This is a genomic window from Lacrimispora xylanisolvens (assembly GCF_002934545.1).
In the GTDB taxonomy this organism is placed as follows: domain Bacteria; phylum Bacillota; class Clostridia; order Lachnospirales; family Lachnospiraceae; genus Lacrimispora; species Lacrimispora xylanisolvens.
Genome location: NZ_PTJA01000005.1, coordinates 346044 through 364338 on the forward strand (window position 1 = coordinate 346044; position 18295 = coordinate 364338).

The following is an 18295-nucleotide window of genomic DNA, read 5'->3' on the forward strand; positions in this document are numbered from 1 at the left end:
ATATCCTCCTCTCTGGTTTCTACACTTTTTGTGCCTGGGTTTATTATACGGGTGGTTGCCCCCTGGATTCTATCGTAACATTTTAGCTTTCATAGAAAATTTTTATCTTTTTTTGTGAATGAGCACAAAAAAACACCTGTCCCGTTTAAAAGACAAGCGTTTTTTTACCAATTGTTTAAGATTGAAGTTCTTTTAATTTGTTCATTCTGTACTCAGATGGATTTAAACCTTCCAGACGTTTGAAGACCTTCGTAAAGTAATTATTATCCGTATACCCCACTCTGGCACCGATTTCCTTTACATTGACATTGGGTTGCTCCAGCATCTTTTTGGCTTCCCCCACCCGGTATTCTGCCAGATAAGAGGTAAAGCTCTGCCCAAACTGCTGCTTGAACATCTTGCAGAAATAAGGCTCTGAATAGCCGATTGCCCGGGCTGTCTCACTCATGGAGATTTCATTCATAAAATTGGATTTAATATACTCCATAACCATGGATGCCATAACGGACAGACGGCTGCTGTTTAAATCCGTTTCCTCTTCCATCAGTTCTTTCTGTTCCTCAGCCTCGTTTTGTATTGTCTGTATTGCTTTTATGCCATTCCCATTCCAGTCATCAGTCACCCGGAGGGCCTCTTCTACCACACTGATCACCTCTTTCTGGGAATAGGGTTTCAGTATATATTCCATGGCTCTGATAGAAATCGCCTTCTTTGCATAATCAAACCGGTCATAAGCCGTCAAAAAGATCAGACAGCACCGGGAATTTTCTTTTCGCATAATTTCTGCCGCCTGGATCCCATTCATTCCCGGCATGCCAATATCCAGAATAATGATCTGTATGTCCTCTTTTCGAAAGAGTTCCACCGCTTCTATGCCATTTCTGGCTTCATAGATCGTGCAGTCCTCTCCGAATTTTTTTTGGAGCATTTTTTTAAGCACCATCCGCTCAATCATTTCATCTTCCACAATCATCAGCCGATACATCGTTTGTTCACCCCTTTTTTCCTCCAAAAACAATGGTTACCTCTGTTCCCTGATCCAATGTGCTGTCAATCGTCACTTTACCATATTCGTAATACGAGGAAATTCTTCTGTAGATATTTCCAAGCCCAATCCCCAGACCTTTTCCTTCTGTCTCAATGGCATTGCGGATCTCTGCCAGTTTCACCGGATCCATGCCCCTGCCTGTATCAGAAATCAATATATGCAGCAGTTCCGCCTGCTTTCTGATGCTGATAAAAATACTCCCCCCGTTTTCCTTTTCAGAAATCCCGTGTATGACTGCATTCTCAAGCAAAGGCTGCAGAATAAATACGGGTACTTCCTCCTTATAGAGTTCTTCCTCACAGTCAATGTTCCAGGACAGCCTGTCTCCGAACCTCATCTTTTGGATATACATATAATCCCTTGCTACCTTAAGCTCCTGCTCCAAAGGTTCAAAGGCATTGGCAGTCCGTAAGCTGTATCTTAGAAGGTTTCCGATGGATACCAGCATCTCTTCCGTAACGGGTGCTTCTTCCATCTGAGCCATTCGTGTGATCATATTAAGGGTATTAAATAAAAAATGAGGATTCAGCTGGCTCTTAATCAGCTGAAGCTGTGCCATGGAAAAACGCTTTTCCAAATCTGCCCGTTCCAGTTCGTGCTTATAGAGCTTTTCTTCAATCTGGCGCTTTTCTTCTGTTGCTGAGATAAAATTCTTTGTGGAATGTTTCATTTTGTTAAATGCATGAACCAGCCTGCCTATCTCATCTGTCCCTTCCCAGACCACATCCGGAGAAGAAAAGTCATTCTTTTCAATTCTTCCGGAGACCGTAGCAAGCTGCATCATGATCTTTACAATATTTCCAGTAAAAAACCGGATAAATACCACCAGAATCAAAAATGCAGTTAAACTGATTGCAACCAGCAGATAGGGCATCCGTTTCAGCACAGGTACCCGATTCTCATAATAATCGTTACCGCTCATCAGAACAACTTTCGTCAGCCGGGAGGCGTATTGATCCAGATATTTCTGCATACTATAAACCTTATACAGTTCCCGTATATAATCCGGATCCCCCTGTTTCATGGCTAAAACCTTATCCTTCTGCTTCTCATAGGTCTCGTATCCGTTTATAATGTTCCAGGTTACGCCGTACCGGTCTTCTCCGATTTTTTCATATTCATAAGGCAGGCTGCTTAAATATGCTTTGGTGTCCTGACAGACTCTTTGATAGATCTCCAGATTTTCCATGGTTCTGCTGGAAATCAGACTGGCAAAGATTCCCCGCTCCTGGGCCATTGATTCCTGAAATTTATAACAAGCCAGATTATCATCCATAATACCCCTTGCATCGTCGATAAAAATATAGGCAACCTTTAAATTAATAAAAATGGAAAAGCCCATGATAATTCCCACGCTTCCAATCGCCATATACAGCTTTCTGTTCAGCGTCATCTGATACCAACGGGCAAGCAGCCTTTTTCCCACCTGTTTCTCCCTCCAATTACTTTTTTTATGCAATAATGCTAATTAATCTTATATGCTTTGCTATATTATGTCAATATTATTCGAAAACCATTTGCACAACACCTTAAAAATTACTTTTCACCCCTCAATTGTGGGAATCATTTTTCTCGCTCAACTGGTATGCATGATTTTGCTTAAATTGGCTATTTAAAAAACTCCAGTTTTTCTATATGATAGGTTCAAACAAAACACATGAATTATTTTTATTTGAAAGGATGAGGATACTATGAATCAGAAAAGAACAAAGAAGTTAGTATTTGGGTCTTTAATGGCAGCACTTACCACAGTTGCTACCATGGTAATACATATCCCAACCGCTACCAATGGTTATATTCATCTGGGGGATGGAATGGTTTTACTAAGCGGTATCCTTCTTGGCCCTCTGACAGGCGCTGTTGCAGGTGGGATTGGTTCCATGACGGCAGATTTGATTTCAGGTTACGTATTTTATGCACCGGCAACCTTTCTCATTAAAGCACTGGCTGCCTTTAGCGGGGGATATCTGTACCGGAGATTTACACCCAGCCGTCAAAAAGCGCAGTTTCGGCTCCTGCCTTTTCTGATTGCAGGCATTGTGTCCAGTATTCTCATCACAGGGGGATATTTTGCCTATGAAATGATGGTTTATAGCCAGCCGGCTGCCCTTATTAATGTTCCATTTAATCTGGTTCAGAATCTGTTCAGCCTGATTGTATCCGGGGCCCTGCTTCCATTTCTTCTGCGCAATCACGAAATCAGGAGCCTGAGCCTGGAAACAGATACAGACGGCATCCAATAAAAATAGCCTGCCACCATGATATTTCACAGTGACAGGCGCTGATGAACCAATTGTTTTTAATCCGGCGTATGCATTTTCCCGTAATACTCCCGAAGAATCTCCACGGACTGATGAAACTTATTCAGTTCCTCATCTGTCATATGGATCTCCAGTATATCTGCGGCTCCCGTGCGGTTTAAGATAGTGGGTACACCGGCAAATACGCCGGTTTCCCCATATTCCCCTTCCAGCAGGGTGGATACAGGAATGATACGGTTTTCATCGTAGAGAATCGCCTTAATGATACCGGCACAGGCTGTCGCAATCCCATAATAGGTGGTTCCCTTTCTGTTGTAGATCTCCCATCCTTCTCTGGTTGTCTTTTTAACGATCTCATCTAAGTCTACATCTCCAACCAGATCCTTGTTATCCTGAATAATATCATTGAAGGATTTGCCTGCCACAGTTACTGTAGACCAGGGTACCATCTGGGAATCACCATGTTCTCCCATGGAATAGGCATAAACGCTTCTGGGGTCTACATTGACAAGCTCCGCTATAAAGTTCTGAAGTCTGGAGGTATCCAGGGAGCTTCCTGTCCCGATTACCTGATTTTTAGGCAGACCGGACAGCTTATAGACATAATGGGCAATGATATCAACCGGATTGGATACGACTATGAAAATCCCGTCGAAGCCGCTTGCCATGACCGGGTCAACAATGGTTTTTACAATCTTTGCACTGACCTCCAGTGTATCCAGTCTGGTCTGTCCTTTCTGTGGCGGTGCTCCCGCCGTAATCACAATAATATCCACGTCTGAGCAGTCCGCGTAGCTGGCCGTACGCACTTTAACATTACGGTCCAGATACTTGATGGTATCCCTTAAATCAAGTACCTCTCCCAAAGCTCGTTCCTCGTTGATGTCAATCATTAAAATTTCATCACATACTCCCTGGGTTACCAGGCTGAATGCGGTGGAGGAACCAACCAGTCCGCACCCCACTACAGCCACTTTTGATGTTTTAATCTTCATGTTTTATTCCCTTTCCTGATGTTCAAAAATTTCTTTACGAAAACATAAGAATAGAGATAGTGCCTCCCTTGGCTCTATCCCTATCTCATCAGCGGCTTACAGATGCTCTAAAAGTGTTTCCAGCTGTTTTGCCGTTCCGTTTAATTCCTCAATGGAATTTAGTATTTTTGCAAATTCTTCCGTTTCTTTTGTAAAAATCACATTGGATTCTGTTATCCGGGTGTTAATTGCAGTAATGGATGCATTAATGCTTTTCAGCACACCGTCGATCTGCCCAATGGATTCGCTGGTAGAAGCCGACATCTTTCTGATCTCTCCTGCTACTACAGAAAAGCCTCTTCCTGCTTCTCCTGCACGGGCTGCCTCAATGGCTGCATTCAGTCCCAGTAAATTGGACTGGGTTGCAACATCCTTAACAAAATCCAGTATGGAATCTGTATTCTTTGTGCTGTCATTGGCTTCCTTCACCTTAACAGAGATCTCGCCGTTCATCTCCCTGAGTTGTCCGATTCCCAGGTTCACTCCGTTGGTTGATTCAGCAATCTGGTTTGCACCTGCACTCAGCTTGTTAATCAGGCTAATCAGGTTATTCCTTTTTTCCAGGCTTCTTCCCAATGTCAGGACACCAATTACCTTGTTTCTTTCTGTAATAGGTACTGCGTAGGATTTAAATGGTATGCCATAAACCGTGGCAGGCACGTCTTTAATGATTACCCTGCCTAAATCCAATGCCTCTCTGATTGCACCTCCGGCAGGTACAATATCACCGGGATTGACATGAAATTTTAAATTTCTGCCATTCCAGACATTAATAAACTTCTCAGCATCAGTTAAGGCAAATGATACATCATCATCAAATAAATTCATCAAATATGGTATAACAGAATAAAAAGAATCCAGTATTTCGTTACCAGTCACAGAACTGCCCATCTTTCGTAATCCCCCTTTTTTAGGAAATCATCCGGTACCTGTCTGCGGGAGCACAGGTCAATGATTTCAGACACATTTCTATTTTAATACATTCCAAGTTTTCTGTCAATGTAACCAAATAAAAGCTTATTTAATTTTTTTATATTCAAATTCACCAATTCTAACGATTTGCTCATATTCCTGAAGATCTGATTCAAATATCCTTAGATATCTGCAGACTTCCAAAGCAAAATCGACAAATGCATACCCCTGAGCCGTAATAATATGCCGGTCACAAACAACCCGGTCTGTCACTTCATTTTTCCGGTTAAACGGATCCTTGCAGGACAATGTAGTAATCTTCTCCTGAGAGCAGGAGGTCGTGTAGCGATACCGGTCAAGAAGTCCCGCTCTCCCCAGAAACTGTGGAGCGAAACAAATGGCTCCTATGAGTTTTTTTCTGTCATCCATCTGCCGGATCAGTGGGCAGATTTCATTCTGTCCATTGTCAATGGGACCACCCGGAATGATCAGCGCTTCCACATCATCCAGATCATGAATGTCACTGATCTTCTTATCTGGCTGATAGGACAGTCCCGACTGGGCCGTTTTTAAATCCAGGTCTTCTGAGATTGCGATTATCTCCCGTTTCCCTGTATTCCTTAATCTGTGAAGCAACAGAGTGACTTCAAAGTCAGCCATATTATGATATACATAGCATAAAATTTTACCCATTTATCTTCCTCTCTAAACCCCTTTCCTTGCAGCCCCGATTGCTCCTGCGAACCTGGATAATTCAGAAGTGATAACCGACATTTGAAACTGTACCTCAAGTGCCCTTTTTAATCCTTCCAGTTCTGCCAGTCCTCCTGTCAGAAGAACAGGAGATTCCATCTCTATTCTGCCAGCAAGTGCTGCTGTTCTGGCTGCCACTGAATTCACGATGCCGCCAGCAACTTCCTCCCGGCTTTTTCCGCCAGCCAGAAGGGATACGATCTCCGAATCTGCAAACACCGCACACATACTGCTGATGGCGCAGCTTTTTCCTTCCTTTAGAAGAGCCGCAAACCCCGACATATCAACTCCCATCCGGTGAGCTGACATCTCCAGAAACCGTCCGGTTCCGGCCGCGCATTTATCGTTCATCTGAAATGACTGCACCTTGCCGTTTCTGACGGAAATTACTTTGGAATCCTGCCCCCCGATGTCAACCACGGTACGGACTCCGGGAAGAATATAATCTGCCCCCAGCGCATGACAGGTAATTTCAGTTACCGCCCTCTGCGCAAATTCAATTCCCACTCTTCCATATCCGGTAGCCGTAATAAGCGGCTCTTCTCCCTCTGCTCCTGCTTTCACAATCAGTTCATCAAGTATGGCTTTTGCTGTCTCTTTTGGGTTCCAACCCGTTGGTTTCACTGCGACTGCTTTTACCGCTCCATCCCACAAAAGGATTCCTTTGCAGGCTGCTGAACCGCAGTCAATTCCTATACTCACCTGTCCCATAACTTAAAGCATCTCCACAAATGCGCCTGCCCTGGTAGAAAGCTGCCCGATGTCCGCTGTGCTGTAATCCGTCTCCAGCTGCAGGTAAGGGATGTTTTTCTCCTGCATAAACAATTTAACGGAATGTGCCTCCACAGCATAAGGGTGACAGGCCTGGAGCGTCATTTCAACCACTCCGTCAATGTGAAACTGTTTACACAGGCGCTCTAAAAGTTCAAACCGGTTTGTATCCGGCGTCATGACGGCGCAGCCAATCTGCAGATAGTGATCTGCAAGATTGGTTATTGGATCTCCCTCTTCCCTGCACTGTCTGTCCATCTGTTTTGCACCGGTACAGTTTTCAAAAACCACCACTACTCCGCCAGCTTCCTCAATCACCCGTACTACTTTTTCCGTCACACCGCCGATGGGGCACCCGGTGACAAGAATGCGGGGAGCACTGGCAGGAACTGGTCTTTCTCCCGCATCATAAGCCTGTCTGATGCCGGCTATGGCGTTCTCGATTTCCCTTATTTTCTCTTCCCAGTTAAATTTAAACTGGGAACCAAACAGGATCTGAAGCTGTCGCATTCCCGTTAAAGGAGGAGGCGTCATCGTGCTTAGCTCATAAAGTTCTTTTAACAGCTTTCTCTCCATATTCCGCCTGCGAATTGCCTCCTGAAGCATCTCATCTGTAATGGTGACATGAAAATCCTTTTCCACCCGCTCCTTTAACCGGACCAGTTCTTCTCTCCAGAGAGCCTTTGCCTGGGGCGTGTTCTGCCGTTTGGGCAGCTCCAGAATATGTACATTTTTGATCTTGCCAAGAAGTTCATACATCTTCACTTTTCCATCACAGGTGGTTTCTCCTACCACCAGATCAGAAAAATACATATACGGGCATTTATCCGTAATGGCAAAGCCATAGCTGGACTTGATCAGGGGACATAAATTGCTGGGGAGTTCCTTTTCCGCTTCAGGAATCGTCTCGTCGCTGGTTGCACATAAGCCTACTGTAACAAGCCCCGCAGCCATAAATATTTCCTGAGGGGTATAGGTGCAGAACTGACCTACCACTCCGGTGCCACTGTCCTTCAATTTCTTCATAGCCAGAAATCCATCCTGTCTGGCCTTTGCAAAGCTGTCAAATATCCGGGGTAACTGGGTTTTTAATTCCACCATAATTTCTCTCCATTTCGACAAGTATTGTATGTATAATCATACACTAAGACACATAAAATGAAAACACCCATCTTTCGACAGGTGTCCATTCCTAAGATTCTAAAGTTCAATTTCTTCAATCGCTTTATCCAAAAATATAATACCGTCCAGATGCTCCAGTTCATGACAGAAGCATTTTGCCAGCTCGTCTTCCCCTGTGACCAGAATCTCTTTCCCATTCTCATCCAATGCCTCAATGGTAACTTTCTGCGGACGGATGGTCTTTACAAAACGATCGGGAAAGCTAAGACAGCCCTCGATACACTCCTGTTCTCCGCTGCATCCGATGATTCTTGGATTAACCAGCTTTAGCAGGCAGTCACAGTAATCTATCACTACCAGCCGCTTGCAGATCCCTACCTGATTGGCCGCGAGGGCGGCTCCGTTCTCCGTATGATGCAGGGTTTCCAGCATATCATTCAGGTTCTGCCTGATTCTGTCGTCTATGACCGTTACTTCTTTACAGCGCTTCCGAAGGAGCTCATCCTCATTATACCGCAGCTTCCTGACAGCCATTTTTATCCCTCCTGCTTTTATCTGCTCTCGATTTCCGTTCACTTTCCTCAAACAGAAATACATCCTCAATGGGACGTTCAAAAACACTGGCAATATCATAAGCAAGCCAAATGGAAGGCTCAAACTTTTCTGTTTCAATTGCATTGATTGCCTGCCTGGAGGTACCGACCAGTTCGCCAAGCTGTTCCTGGGTAAGCCCTTTTTCCTCTCTCAGCTGTTTGATTCTATTTTTCATATTGTCCCTTTCCATTGTCATGTTAACTTTACATTTAGTATATGACAATTGTATTGTAATGTCAACCTTACACATAGAAGTAGTAAAAAAATCCTGCAGATACTGAGCAAAACGCCGTTCCTGCAGGATTTTTTATTAATCTGAAATTAAATTATTTCTTATCCATTTTTACTACAAATAAGTATGACAAGAAGAAGGAAAGTCCAAATGCTATGATCCATCCCATTGCTGCATAAACAAAGTACGGTCCGATATAAGCCGGAATACTGAACACGCTGGACGTAATATATCCGTATAACCTTACACCGAATGCACCAATAAATGCACTGCCCACACAGCTGGCAATGGTAGCTGCTAAAAATCCTTTTTTATATTTTGTTAATACACCAAAGAGTGCCGGTTCCGTTATACCCAGAATTCCAGACAGCACAGCTGATAAAACAATGGATTTATCCCGCTGGGTTGTCTCTTTGAAATAACATCCGCATGCAGCACCTACGATAGAAAGGTTTGCAATGAACATCATAGGCATCAGCATATCCCACCCTTTTGTCGCAAAATTCTCCAGAGCAATGGGCGTCATGGCATGATGCATGCCAACCAGAATGGATACCGGACGGATCAGCCCCATAACGAAACCTGCGAAAATCGGAGAAATGCCAAACAGGAAATCAAGCATTCCGGCAAGCCCTTTTCCCATATAAATACCAACGGGACCGATTACAGTCAGGGTGAAAAATCCGGAAATTAATAAGGTAAAGGTCGGGGTGACAACCGTTCTGGCCGCTTCCGGCACCACTTTATCCACCCATTTGTAAATGTAGCTTAAGGCAAAGACTCCGAAAATAATGGGAATTACGGAGCCGGAATAATTAAATACCGGAACCGGAATTACTCCGGCAAATAAAAAACTGCTGATTTCTTTTGCCTTAGCTGCATCAACCATGGTAGGATACATGATAATAGAAGCAATCGCAGCCGCCAGATATTGGTTTGTCTGAAATTTCTTAGCTGCAGACACTGCGATAAAAAATGGCAGAAACGTAAATACACCGCTGGCCAGCATATCAATAATCTTATAAGTATCCGTTGTATTGGTGATGACTCCCAATGCGACAAGTCCGCCGATCAGCCCCTTAATCATACCCGCTCCTGCTATGGCAGGTACGATGGGACCGAATACACCTGAAACCATATCCATAAACCACGTAATAAAGTCTTTTTTCTGCTTTTCTTCTCTTTTTACCGGTGCCTGACCATCGTTTAGGGGAAGCATTTCCATCAGGATCTCATAATATTTATGTACACTGGTCCCGATCACGATCTGAAGCTGGTCCTTGGCAAACTGAATCCCCATAACACCCTCTAAATTCTTTATCTCTTCCTGTTTAATCAGATCTTTATTCTTTAAATCAAAGCGGAGCCGGGTCATACAATGCCATGCATTGATTATGTTGTCTTTCCCACCCACATATTCTATAATTTTAGCTGCAACTTCCTGCTTTTCCATTTTTCAATGGTACCTCCTTCAGTTTTTGATGTTTTAGGCACGTGCTTTGTGGTCTAAATATAGCATAGGCGTATTTTTTTGTAAACCGCTCCATTTTTCGGTTTGCAATGTATAGAATCCTTGTAAATAAAGGGTTTCTTTGACTTATTATTTCAAATTGGACTGTTTATTTTGGCGTTTTTGCTAATCAAAAAGCCAGGTTGACATTCCCCCTGTGCCTGTGCTTAAATTAGACTCATACAAAACAAAAGGAGTATCTGACATGAGACAAACCATTATCACAGACATCCGCTGCTATATTACAAATCCGGAACGGCATAATCTGGTGGCTGTAAAAGTTATGACTGACCGGGGCGTTTACGGGGTTGGCTGCGGAACCTTTCAGCAACGGCCGCTGGCAGTAAAATCTGCTGTAGAGGATTATTTAAAACCCATCCTGATCGGCCGGGATGCCAATGATATTGAGGATCTCTGGAATCTGATGATGGTCAATTCCTACTGGAGAAACGGACCTGTCTTAAATAATGCCATATCAGGCATTGACATGGCGCTCTGGGATATCAAGGGAAAACTTGCTGATATGCCGTTATATCAGCTTTTAGGGGGAAAATCCCGCACTGCCATTCCCGCCTATACCCATGCAGTGGCTGATTCCATGGAAGAGCTATACCAGGAGATTGAACTAATTCGTGCAGAGGGTTATCAGCATATCCGGTGCCAGCTTGGATTTTACGGAGGAATACCAGACGATCTTAAGACTCCCTTAAACCCGGTTTCCGGCACTTATTTTAATCAGGACGACTATATGCATAACACAGTCACCATGTTTTCAAAGCTTCGTGAACGTTATGGCAGGGACTTCCATATTCTTCATGATGTCCATGAACGTCTTTATCCAAACCAGGCCATTCAATTTGCCAAGGAACTGGAACAATATCACCCCTATTACATTGAAGATCTTCTTCCACCGGATCAGAATGAATGGCTGTCCCAGTTACGAAGCCAGTCCTCTGTCCCTGTTGCAACTGGGGAACTATTTAATAATCCCATGGAATGGAAACATCTGATCGTCAACCGTCAGATTGATTTTCTCCGCTGCCATGTGTCACAGCTTGGAGGAATCACTCCTGCTCTTAAACTGGCTGCGCTTTGTGAAGCTTTTGGTGTCCGGATTGCATGGCACACTCCCTCCGATATTACTCCCATCGGGATTGCTGTAAACACGCACTTAAACATCCATCTGCACAATGCTGCGATTCAGGAAGACATTGAGTTAAAAGACAAGATAAAAGCCGTGTTCCCTGGCTATCATCAGTCCCAGGGCGGATATTTCTATCCCATCGAACGTCCGGGCATTGGTGTGGATATTAACGAAGAGGAATTATCCCGCTATCCGGTTGTATATCGTCCTCATGAGTGGACCCAGAGCCGGATTCCGGACGGCACTCTTATCACTCCGTAAAAACCACGCTCTATGGAGGTGTGACTATGAGCTCCAGAAAGACAGAATTTATTGTAATAGATTTAGTCAGTAAAATATATCAGCAAAAGTTCTGGAATAACAAACTCCCCACCCAGAGGGATCTGGCATCTGCTTATCAGGTGTCCCGTTTTACCATACAGAAAGCCCTGAAGCGCCTGGAAAGCATCGGTCTGATCTCTGTTATTCAGGGAGATGGCATCTATGTCCGGGCCCGGGCTCTGGGCAATCCTCTGGTATATAACTCCATGATTGAAGTTCCCTATCAGGAGCTTCAGTCTAAAATGCTTTACTTAAAAAAGATTATTCCCGACCCAAAGCTGATCAGTATCTTTAATCTAAACCAGAACGAGGAAGTCTGGGAATACAAACGGTTACGTATTGTCCGATATGAAATAACCCAGATTGAAACCGGCTGGATCCCCTGCCGGCTGTTTCCGGAACTGAGCAGGGATATTATTGAAGATTCCATACAAAATCATGCATTAAAAAACAAGTACCAGATCTCTCATTTTATGACCAATTATCAACCCGATTCCCTGACAAAAGAGGAAGCAGAGTTATTGGGCTGTAAAAAAGGAACTCCGGCGATGGAAATTACATCACGCGGAGTTCTAAAGGATGGAACCATATTTGTATACAGTAAAATCTGTGCGATCCATTATGAATGTACTTATATTATACCATTTAATAAAGAAGTATATCTGTCCCGAAGGAAAAAAGGAAAGCAGAAATAACTGGTTTAACGGCTATTTCCATGATTGCCTGTCTCCAGTATTGCTGAAATGGGCAGTCTGGTTTTCGCGGCCGTTTCCTCAGCAGTCATACCCGACCCCATCAGTCTGGCTATCACAGCAGACTGTGTTTCTCCTATCTCCAGTATATGATGGTCCGGATCAAAAATCCGGACCGTTTTCTGTCCCCAGTCCCGCTCAAAACATGGATTCAGATATTCAATGGTACAGCTGGAATTTTCCAGCCTGTTAAGAAAACGTTCCATATCATATTCTTCAAAATAAAGAGCACTGTCAAGTCCACCAAAGTGCACCCCATTCCCAACTCCACTCTCCCAGGCAGATTTCTCCTGCAAAACCAGCCCTTCTGTAAGAATTACATTCTCTCCGAAATCAGTTACAACAGAAAGACCAAATAACTCTTTATAGAAGGTCTTGGATATTTCTATATCTTTGACAGTCAAGAGTACATTCTTCAGTTTCATATTATCACTCCTTTTCGTTGTTTTATTTTATTATACCATTGCTCCTGTCAGGCAGACAAACCAATTTGTTTTTTACAGTTAGTGATCACATAGGATTTAGAGGCATATATACAAACATTTTTAATTTTAGTTTGCAATATTATAGACATCGCACATTTTATGTTGTATAATTTCTTGGTAAAAAGGATGCATTTTAAATGCATCTGTTAAAAGGGGGGTACTATGAAAGAAGAAAAAGATTATAAAAAAAATATTATTTTATTGATTGCAGGCAGAATTACTTCAAAATTTGGTGTGGCCTTTTATCTGGTAGTTTTACCGCTATATATACTGAAAAGCTCTGGAGACCTGGCATGGTCCGGTCTTTTCTTCACATTGTCTACAATTCCGGCAATTGTTGCCACCCCATTTTTAGGATTAGTTGTAGACCGGCTGAACCGTAAAAATATAATTGTGGTATGTGATCTGCTGACATCATTTTTTTATTTTATTTTACTTTTGACCTATGGCTTAAAAGATATCTATCCTGTAATTCTTTTATTCGTCACCATTGTTATCAATATTATTTCCAGTATTTTTGAAATTTCATCAAAGGTTCTGTTTACAGAACTTGTTTCAGCGGATACACTTGAAAACTATAATGGAATCAAAAGTTTTGGGGACAATGGAGCAGCACTGGTCGGTCCTGTTCTGGGAACGATTATTTTTGGCCTGTGGGGATTTAAACTTGTCCTGGTCATCATGGTCTGTCTTTATTTCCTGTCTGCCATCCAGGAATATTTTATCCAGTATACATTCTCCAGAATAAGGCATTTGGAAAAATCTCACTGGTTTCATGACTTAAAAGGCGGGCTCCATTTTGTTTGGCATAACAAGGATATTCTAAATTTATTTATTCTGGCAATGTCACTGAATTTTTTTATAGGAGGCAGTGATGAAATAATGAATCCAGGAATTATTATTCAGAAATACAAAATATCAGAAACATTGTATGGATTCACATCCACATCTTTAATTATTGGAACCTTCATTGCCGGTCTGTTTATTTTTAAGAACAAAAAAATAAAACTGCAGAATTATATGTATCACCTCATTTTTATTAACAGCCTTCTGATGATTTGTATTGGTGTCTTCTCCTTCCTGTTCTATCCAATGAAACAATTATACTTTTGTACGTTCTTAATTCTGCAATTCTTCATTGGTTTTTTAGTAACATGTGTAAATGTGCCGCTTAATTCCTATTTGCAGATCCATACTCCCCTTGAATACCAGGGTCGTTTTTTTGCTTTGCTTTCATTCAGTTCCAATCTCCTGATACCGCTGGGAATCCTTTATTCCGGTTTTCTATCTTCTGCAGCCGGACCTGATGTTACGTACATCGTTAATAATGTGATTGTATTATTAATCATTTTGTTTTATTTTTTAAAACGGACAAAATACATACAAAAACAGTAGGTTGAATTAAACGTTTTCTCCATTCAATCTTCCAAATGAGAACCACAATCAATAAAATATTTCCAAATTATATATACAAATCACTCTGAAAGTGGTAAAATTTATGTAAAATCATTCGACATATTTCAACACAATGTATCAAATTTCTACATTTACGGAGGACATGTATATGAACATGAATCATGAGGAAAATGTTTATAAAACACTTTCAGAAATCAATCTCTCAGATGTAATGGAGATCAGTCTGCTGCAGAAATTCCTTGATAATTTTGCAGTTAGTATGAATCTGGCCAGCGTTGCGGTGGACAGGGAGGGTAATCCTGTTACAAATCCAAGTTCCTATACCAGAATCTGCGCGAATTACACCCATTCAACCAAAACCGGAGACGACCGGTGTGCTGCCTCCCATAAAAGAGGCGGTCAGGAAGCAGCCAGAACCGGAAGACCCTACATCTTTAAATGCCATTCAGGGCTGATCGATTTTGCAGCTCCAATCATGGTGGAAGGAGAATTAATCGGAACGATTCTCGGCGGACAGACCTTAAGCAGCAAGCCAAATGAAGATGAATTCCGTCGGGTTGCAAGAGAAATCGGAGTCAATGAAGATCAATACATAAATGCCCTTCATGAGGTGAAGGTTACCTCAGAAAAAAGTATACAGGCAGCAGCAGAAGTACTGTTTATCGTTGCTAACTCCCTTTCCCAGATCGGCTATCAGAAATATAAGTTAAAATCAATGAGCAAGGATCTTGTAGATCAGTTTACCGTGATCGAGGCAACCATGGAAGAACTTGCCTCCTCATCCATACAGGTCAATGAAAATCAGAACGAACTGAACAAAGAGATTTTAAATGTAAAACAGATATCCGAACAGATCAACGTCATTCTCAACTCAATTAAGAGCATTGCAGATCAGACCAAGCTGTTAGGACTGAACGCTTCCATTGAAGCAGCCCGGGCCGGTGAGGCTGGAAAAGGCTTTGCAGTGGTTGCCACAGAGATACAAAAGCTTTCTCAGAATTCAAAAGATACTGCAACAAAGGTGGTACAGCTGACCGAAGACGTACAGAAATCAATCACAAAGACACTGCAGTTTTCCAATGCAACCATGAAAAATACGGAACAGCAGTCATCCGGAATTGAGGAAACCACTGCAAGTATTGAAGAGGTTTTAGCTTTAACCAATGAATTAAATAAAATGGCGAATGTCAAATAGCAAATACCGGGAAATGATATCTTACAGACTATCATTTCCCGGTATTTGTTGCGTTCCCTATATTATTCTTCACGTTTTCCTTTTACAGGACTATAGTGAACCCGGACTTTAATGTCCTGGTTATAGTTACCGAAGCTGCTTCCAAATATGGTTAAACCGCCTGAATTTACTGCGTCTTCCTTTACCTGAAATTTTAATTTGATGGGGCTGCGTTTATCCAGTTTAAAATCATCAATGGTGACGGAAGATATCTTTAACCCATCAATAAAGGTTCCATATTGATTGACCACAATCATCTTAAGCAGACCATACTGATTCCAGTTGGGGAACCACCAGTCCGGTGTGAAAATTCCCGGAACATCACCGAAATCCCCTGGACTGGTCCACGTTCCCAGTTCCACATTGTTGATGCTGATGGTAATATCGGATGGCCAGTCATTGTTAATCCCAGGCGCTTCACTCCCGATTTCTACAGAAAATGTAATCTGATCTATTTTTTGAAGTGGTGGTAACAGATTAGGAATTACATATTCAACGTATCCTTTGGTAAACCAGACAATGTCGGCCTGATACCGGTCCGGGTGAGCAAAATAACGGGGATCATCTACCTCTCCAATAATTGCCTGGCTGCTGGCCAGACCACATGTGGGCAGAACCTCATAATCCGTAAAATATCCCACTTTAATATCCGTGGTGTAGGTATTTTTCCCATCGTCACTTTGTTTCGGAGCAATATCGACCAGCAGTTTATCTACATTGACACGGCATATTTTCTGGTTCCCGTGACCATTGTGTTCTGAAATCACACAAATCAGTCCACAGTCTTCCAGTTTCTTAATATGACTGGTCAAAGCTCCATTGGTCACCCCTAAACTGGATGCCAGTTCATTCATGTTCAATTCGGTGTGCTCAATTAGAAGCTTTATAATATTAATTCTTAATTCCGATCCCAGAGCCACAAATATCTTCAGCCCTTCCTCAACACTCTTAATATGCAGCATAGCAAATCCTTTCACGCAAATGAGCAGTATACTATGAAAATCTTCTCTTTATTCTAACTATCATCATACATGAATTCTTGTTTTCATACAATACTGTTTTTTAATGAACCCAACGACTCATTTTACCCTGCTGGCCCATATACTGGTGTTATTATCCCCAATGGCAGTAAAAGTCATCACCTGCTCAGAATCCATTTTTTCGTTATGCTGTTTAAAGAATACGCCATGATACTCCGTATTGTCCATTCTAAGGGTGATGTAATCATACCGATCCCCTTTTGTCTTTTCCCACGTTCCTTCCCTGTCACCTTCAATTTTTCCATCTTCCAGCAAAGTAATTGATTCCGGGCTGCTAAGCCTGGGTGAGGTATCCGAACCATGATTAATAAATTCATATCTGCCCGTAATCTCACTATTCCGGTAATGCCCCGCCGTTTCATTCCGGTTTTCAAATACTGCCGTCACCGGCCAGCCCTTCTGGTTAAGAAATTGCTGGTGAACCCGGACTTCGTGATACTCGGTACCCTGATCAAATCTCTGATGGTAAATTAGATAATGCTGTCCGTCTTCGTCAATGAATGCTGAATTGTGGCCGGCCGCTTTATATCCCACACTGGCTCCGGAAAACTTATAATTACCAATCAGCTTAATGCCGTAGGAATCATTGTTTCTATTACTGTCTGTCGCATGATTGCCTGCAGCATCCAGATAGGGCCCCGTGACCTCCTTTGACCGAAACAGGCGCATGTTGTATCCGCCATTGGCTGTCAACGCTCCATATGTCTCATATAAATAATAATATCCGGCGGCAGCATCATAGACAATATATGGACCTTCTCCTGACTGATGATTTCCTCCTGCAAGGTGGATACCAAAATACCGGTCAACATAATTTCCGCTTATTGTATCCTGAAAATCCGTTCCCGGGTATATTACAGCTCCTGTCTCTCTGTCCAGTTCCAGTAAATAGATTCCTCCGGACCAGGAACCATAAACCATATAGAGTCTTTGACCCTGTTTGTCAAAAAACAGTGCCGGATCAATGGCGTTTGGACAATAGTTGTGATTCCACTCATCCCCAGTAAACCACTTTGGGTTTAATCCATCTTTCAATTTTCCGGAATCGATCAGCTTTTTAATATGTATGGCATCCGTATCCCACCGGGTATTTCTCTGACTTTTCCCGTCTGGCTTTCCGTCTTTTGTAAAACCGGAATAGATAACGGTACTGACATAGGTATAGGGTCCTTCTATCTCCTGTGATACTGCATAACCAATACAGGAGCGGCGCCATGTGGAGGAGGCGCTGTAATAAATCATATAGGCCCCTTTTGTACCATCACCGTTTTTATAATAGGGATTCCATATCACATCCGGCGCCCATACGGCATATTTCCCACCTGAGCAGTCTCCATCATCGTAACCTGCCCATCGAAATGATTCTGCCAGATTCTCTTTTACATTTCCAAGAATCCAGTTATTGGTAACATTATCATAATCCCCGCCCAGAGATCTCCAGTCCACCAAATCTTTTGATTTTGCGCCTGCCAGATGAGAACCAAATATATAATATTCTCCGTTTTTGGCCTTTACTATGGATGGATCGTGGACTGATACCCGATCCGGTAATTTACTTCTTCCCCCTGCAAAGGCAGCGATTCCCCCGGATACCAGCAGAACCATAACCGAAACTGCAGCTGCATACTTAACTGCTTTTATACGTTTTATTCCTCCGCCCATTTCT

Annotated in this window: 18 protein-coding genes; 5 read left to right on the forward strand and 13 right to left on the reverse strand. The window is 42.6% G+C overall.

Annotation, left to right across the window (positions count from 1 at the left end; genetic code table 11):
- Positions 1–175 precede the first annotated feature (175 nt).
- Complete coding sequence (locus BXY41_RS11960; RefSeq protein WP_104437066.1) at positions 176–985, reverse strand: response regulator transcription factor; 810 nt, start codon at positions 983–985, stop codon at positions 176–178.
- A gap of 7 nt (positions 986–992) precedes the next feature.
- Complete coding sequence (locus tag BXY41_RS11965) at positions 993–2474, reverse strand: sensor histidine kinase (protein ID WP_104437067.1); 1482 nt, start codon at positions 2472–2474, stop codon at positions 993–995.
- Between the two features lie 265 nt (positions 2475–2739).
- Here BXY41_RS11965 and BXY41_RS11970 point away from each other — a divergent pair, with 265 nt between their 5' ends.
- Positions 2740–3291: an ECF transporter S component gene (locus tag BXY41_RS11970; RefSeq protein ID WP_104437068.1), complete on the forward strand. Its 552-nt coding sequence runs from the start codon at positions 2740–2742 to the stop codon at positions 3289–3291.
- A gap of 56 nt (positions 3292–3347) precedes the next feature.
- Here BXY41_RS11970 and BXY41_RS11975 read toward each other — a convergent pair whose 3' ends face one another.
- From BXY41_RS11975 to BXY41_RS12010, 8 genes are all read right to left on the reverse strand, one after another.
- Positions 3348–4304: an L-lactate dehydrogenase gene (locus tag BXY41_RS11975; protein ID WP_104437069.1), complete on the reverse strand. Its 957-nt coding sequence runs from the start codon at positions 4302–4304 to the stop codon at positions 3348–3350.
- Between the two features lie 96 nt (positions 4305–4400).
- Positions 4401–5234 (reverse strand): methyl-accepting chemotaxis protein, encoded by an 834-nt coding sequence (locus tag BXY41_RS11980; RefSeq protein WP_104437070.1) that lies wholly within the window; start codon positions 5232–5234, stop codon positions 4401–4403.
- A 126-nt stretch (positions 5235–5360) separates the two neighbouring features.
- Positions 5361–5948, reverse strand: coding sequence for a DJ-1/PfpI family protein (locus BXY41_RS11985; RefSeq protein ID WP_104437071.1), 588 nt, complete (start codon positions 5946–5948; stop codon positions 5361–5363).
- A 12-nt stretch (positions 5949–5960) separates the two neighbouring features.
- On the reverse strand, positions 5961–6719 hold the full coding sequence (locus BXY41_RS11990; RefSeq protein ID WP_104437072.1) for an acyl-CoA dehydratase activase: 759 nt from the start codon (positions 6717–6719) through the stop codon (positions 5961–5963).
- Positions 6720–6722: 3 nt separating this feature from the next.
- Positions 6723–7877 carry a double-cubane-cluster-containing anaerobic reductase gene (locus BXY41_RS11995; RefSeq protein WP_242980182.1) on the reverse strand — a complete coding sequence of 385 codons (1155 nt, stop codon included), beginning with the start codon at positions 7875–7877 and terminating at the stop codon, positions 6723–6725.
- Between the two features lie 102 nt (positions 7878–7979).
- On the reverse strand, positions 7980–8435 hold the full coding sequence (gene def, locus BXY41_RS12000; RefSeq protein WP_104437074.1) for a peptide deformylase: 456 nt from the start codon (positions 8433–8435) through the stop codon (positions 7980–7982).
- Positions 8410–8670, reverse strand: a complete 261-nt coding sequence (locus BXY41_RS12005; RefSeq protein ID WP_104437075.1) for a helix-turn-helix transcriptional regulator — start codon at positions 8668–8670, stop codon at positions 8410–8412. Before BXY41_RS12005 ends, def begins: the two co-directional genes overlap by 26 nt.
- A gap of 151 nt (positions 8671–8821) precedes the next feature.
- Positions 8822–10180, reverse strand: a complete 1359-nt coding sequence (locus BXY41_RS12010; protein ID WP_104437076.1) for a PTS transporter subunit EIIC — start codon at positions 10178–10180, stop codon at positions 8822–8824.
- A gap of 262 nt (positions 10181–10442) precedes the next feature.
- Between BXY41_RS12010 and BXY41_RS12015 the strand changes: the two genes are divergently transcribed.
- Both BXY41_RS12015 and BXY41_RS12020 read left to right on the forward strand, forming a co-directional pair.
- On the forward strand, positions 10443–11642 hold the full coding sequence (locus BXY41_RS12015; protein ID WP_104437077.1) for an enolase C-terminal domain-like protein: 1200 nt from the start codon (positions 10443–10445) through the stop codon (positions 11640–11642).
- Between the two features lie 26 nt (positions 11643–11668).
- A complete protein-coding gene (locus BXY41_RS12020) occupies positions 11669–12397 on the forward strand; it encodes a GntR family transcriptional regulator (RefSeq protein WP_104437078.1) in 729 nt (242 codons plus the stop codon).
- A gap of 5 nt (positions 12398–12402) precedes the next feature.
- On the opposite strand, the gene BXY41_RS12025 is transcribed toward BXY41_RS12020, so the two are convergent.
- Entirely contained in the window at positions 12403–12879 is a 477-nt protein-coding gene (locus BXY41_RS12025; RefSeq protein WP_104437079.1) for a VOC family protein, read from the reverse strand.
- Positions 12880–13101: 222 nt separating this feature from the next.
- Here BXY41_RS12025 and BXY41_RS12030 point away from each other — a divergent pair, with 222 nt between their 5' ends.
- Positions 13102–14334, forward strand: a complete 1233-nt coding sequence (locus BXY41_RS12030; protein ID WP_104437080.1) for an MFS transporter — start codon at positions 13102–13104, stop codon at positions 14332–14334.
- A gap of 169 nt (positions 14335–14503) precedes the next feature.
- Positions 14504–15550 (forward strand): PocR ligand-binding domain-containing protein, encoded by a 1047-nt coding sequence (locus tag BXY41_RS12035; RefSeq protein WP_104437081.1) that lies wholly within the window; start codon positions 14504–14506, stop codon positions 15548–15550.
- Between the two features lie 62 nt (positions 15551–15612).
- Here the strand turns inward: BXY41_RS12035 and BXY41_RS12040 are convergent, their stop codons facing one another.
- Positions 15613–16551: an ArsR/SmtB family transcription factor gene (locus tag BXY41_RS12040; RefSeq protein ID WP_104437115.1), complete on the reverse strand. Its 939-nt coding sequence runs from the start codon at positions 16549–16551 to the stop codon at positions 15613–15615.
- Positions 16552–16668: 117 nt separating this feature from the next.
- Positions 16669–18291 carry a glycoside hydrolase family 43 protein gene (locus BXY41_RS12045; RefSeq protein ID WP_104437082.1) on the reverse strand — a complete coding sequence of 541 codons (1623 nt, stop codon included), beginning with the start codon at positions 18289–18291 and terminating at the stop codon, positions 16669–16671.
- Between the last annotated feature and the right edge of the window lie 4 nt (positions 18292–18295).

Bases quoted from the DNA above. Each gene is read 5' to 3' on its own strand.
- BXY41_RS11960 (WP_104437066.1), bottom strand. From the start codon at position 985: ATGTATCGGCTGATGATTGTGGAAGATGAAATGATTGAGCGGATGGTG.
- BXY41_RS11970 (WP_104437068.1), top strand. From the start codon at position 2,740: ATGAATCAGAAAAGAACAAAGAAGTTAGTATTTGGGTCTTTAATGGCA.
- BXY41_RS11975 (WP_104437069.1), bottom strand. From the start codon at position 4,304: ATGAAGATTAAAACATCAAAAGTGGCTGTAGTGGGGTGCGGACTGGTT.
- BXY41_RS11980 (WP_104437070.1), bottom strand. From the start codon at position 5,234: ATGGGCAGTTCTGTGACTGGTAACGAAATACTGGATTCTTTTTATTCT.
- BXY41_RS11985 (WP_104437071.1), bottom strand. From the start codon at position 5,948: ATGGGTAAAATTTTATGCTATGTATATCATAATATGGCTGACTTTGAA.
- BXY41_RS11990 (WP_104437072.1), bottom strand. From the start codon at position 6,719: ATGGGACAGGTGAGTATAGGAATTGACTGCGGTTCAGCAGCCTGCAAA.
- def (WP_104437074.1), bottom strand. From the start codon at position 8,435: ATGGCTGTCAGGAAGCTGCGGTATAATGAGGATGAGCTCCTTCGGAAG.
- BXY41_RS12005 (WP_104437075.1), bottom strand. From the start codon at position 8,670: ATGAAAAATAGAATCAAACAGCTGAGAGAGGAAAAAGGGCTTACCCAG.
- BXY41_RS12010 (WP_104437076.1), bottom strand. From the start codon at position 10,180: ATGGAAAAGCAGGAAGTTGCAGCTAAAATTATAGAATATGTGGGTGGG.
- BXY41_RS12015 (WP_104437077.1), top strand. From the start codon at position 10,443: ATGAGACAAACCATTATCACAGACATCCGCTGCTATATTACAAATCCG.
- BXY41_RS12020 (WP_104437078.1), top strand. From the start codon at position 11,669: ATGAGCTCCAGAAAGACAGAATTTATTGTAATAGATTTAGTCAGTAAA.
- BXY41_RS12025 (WP_104437079.1), bottom strand. From the start codon at position 12,879: ATGAAACTGAAGAATGTACTCTTGACTGTCAAAGATATAGAAATATCC.
- BXY41_RS12030 (WP_104437080.1), top strand. From the start codon at position 13,102: ATGAAAGAAGAAAAAGATTATAAAAAAAATATTATTTTATTGATTGCA.
- BXY41_RS12035 (WP_104437081.1), top strand. From the start codon at position 14,504: ATGAACATGAATCATGAGGAAAATGTTTATAAAACACTTTCAGAAATC.
- BXY41_RS12040 (WP_104437115.1), bottom strand. From the start codon at position 16,551: ATGCTGCATATTAAGAGTGTTGAGGAAGGGCTGAAGATATTTGTGGCT.
- BXY41_RS12045 (WP_104437082.1), bottom strand. From the start codon at position 18,291: ATGGGCGGAGGAATAAAACGTATAAAAGCAGTTAAGTATGCAGCTGCA.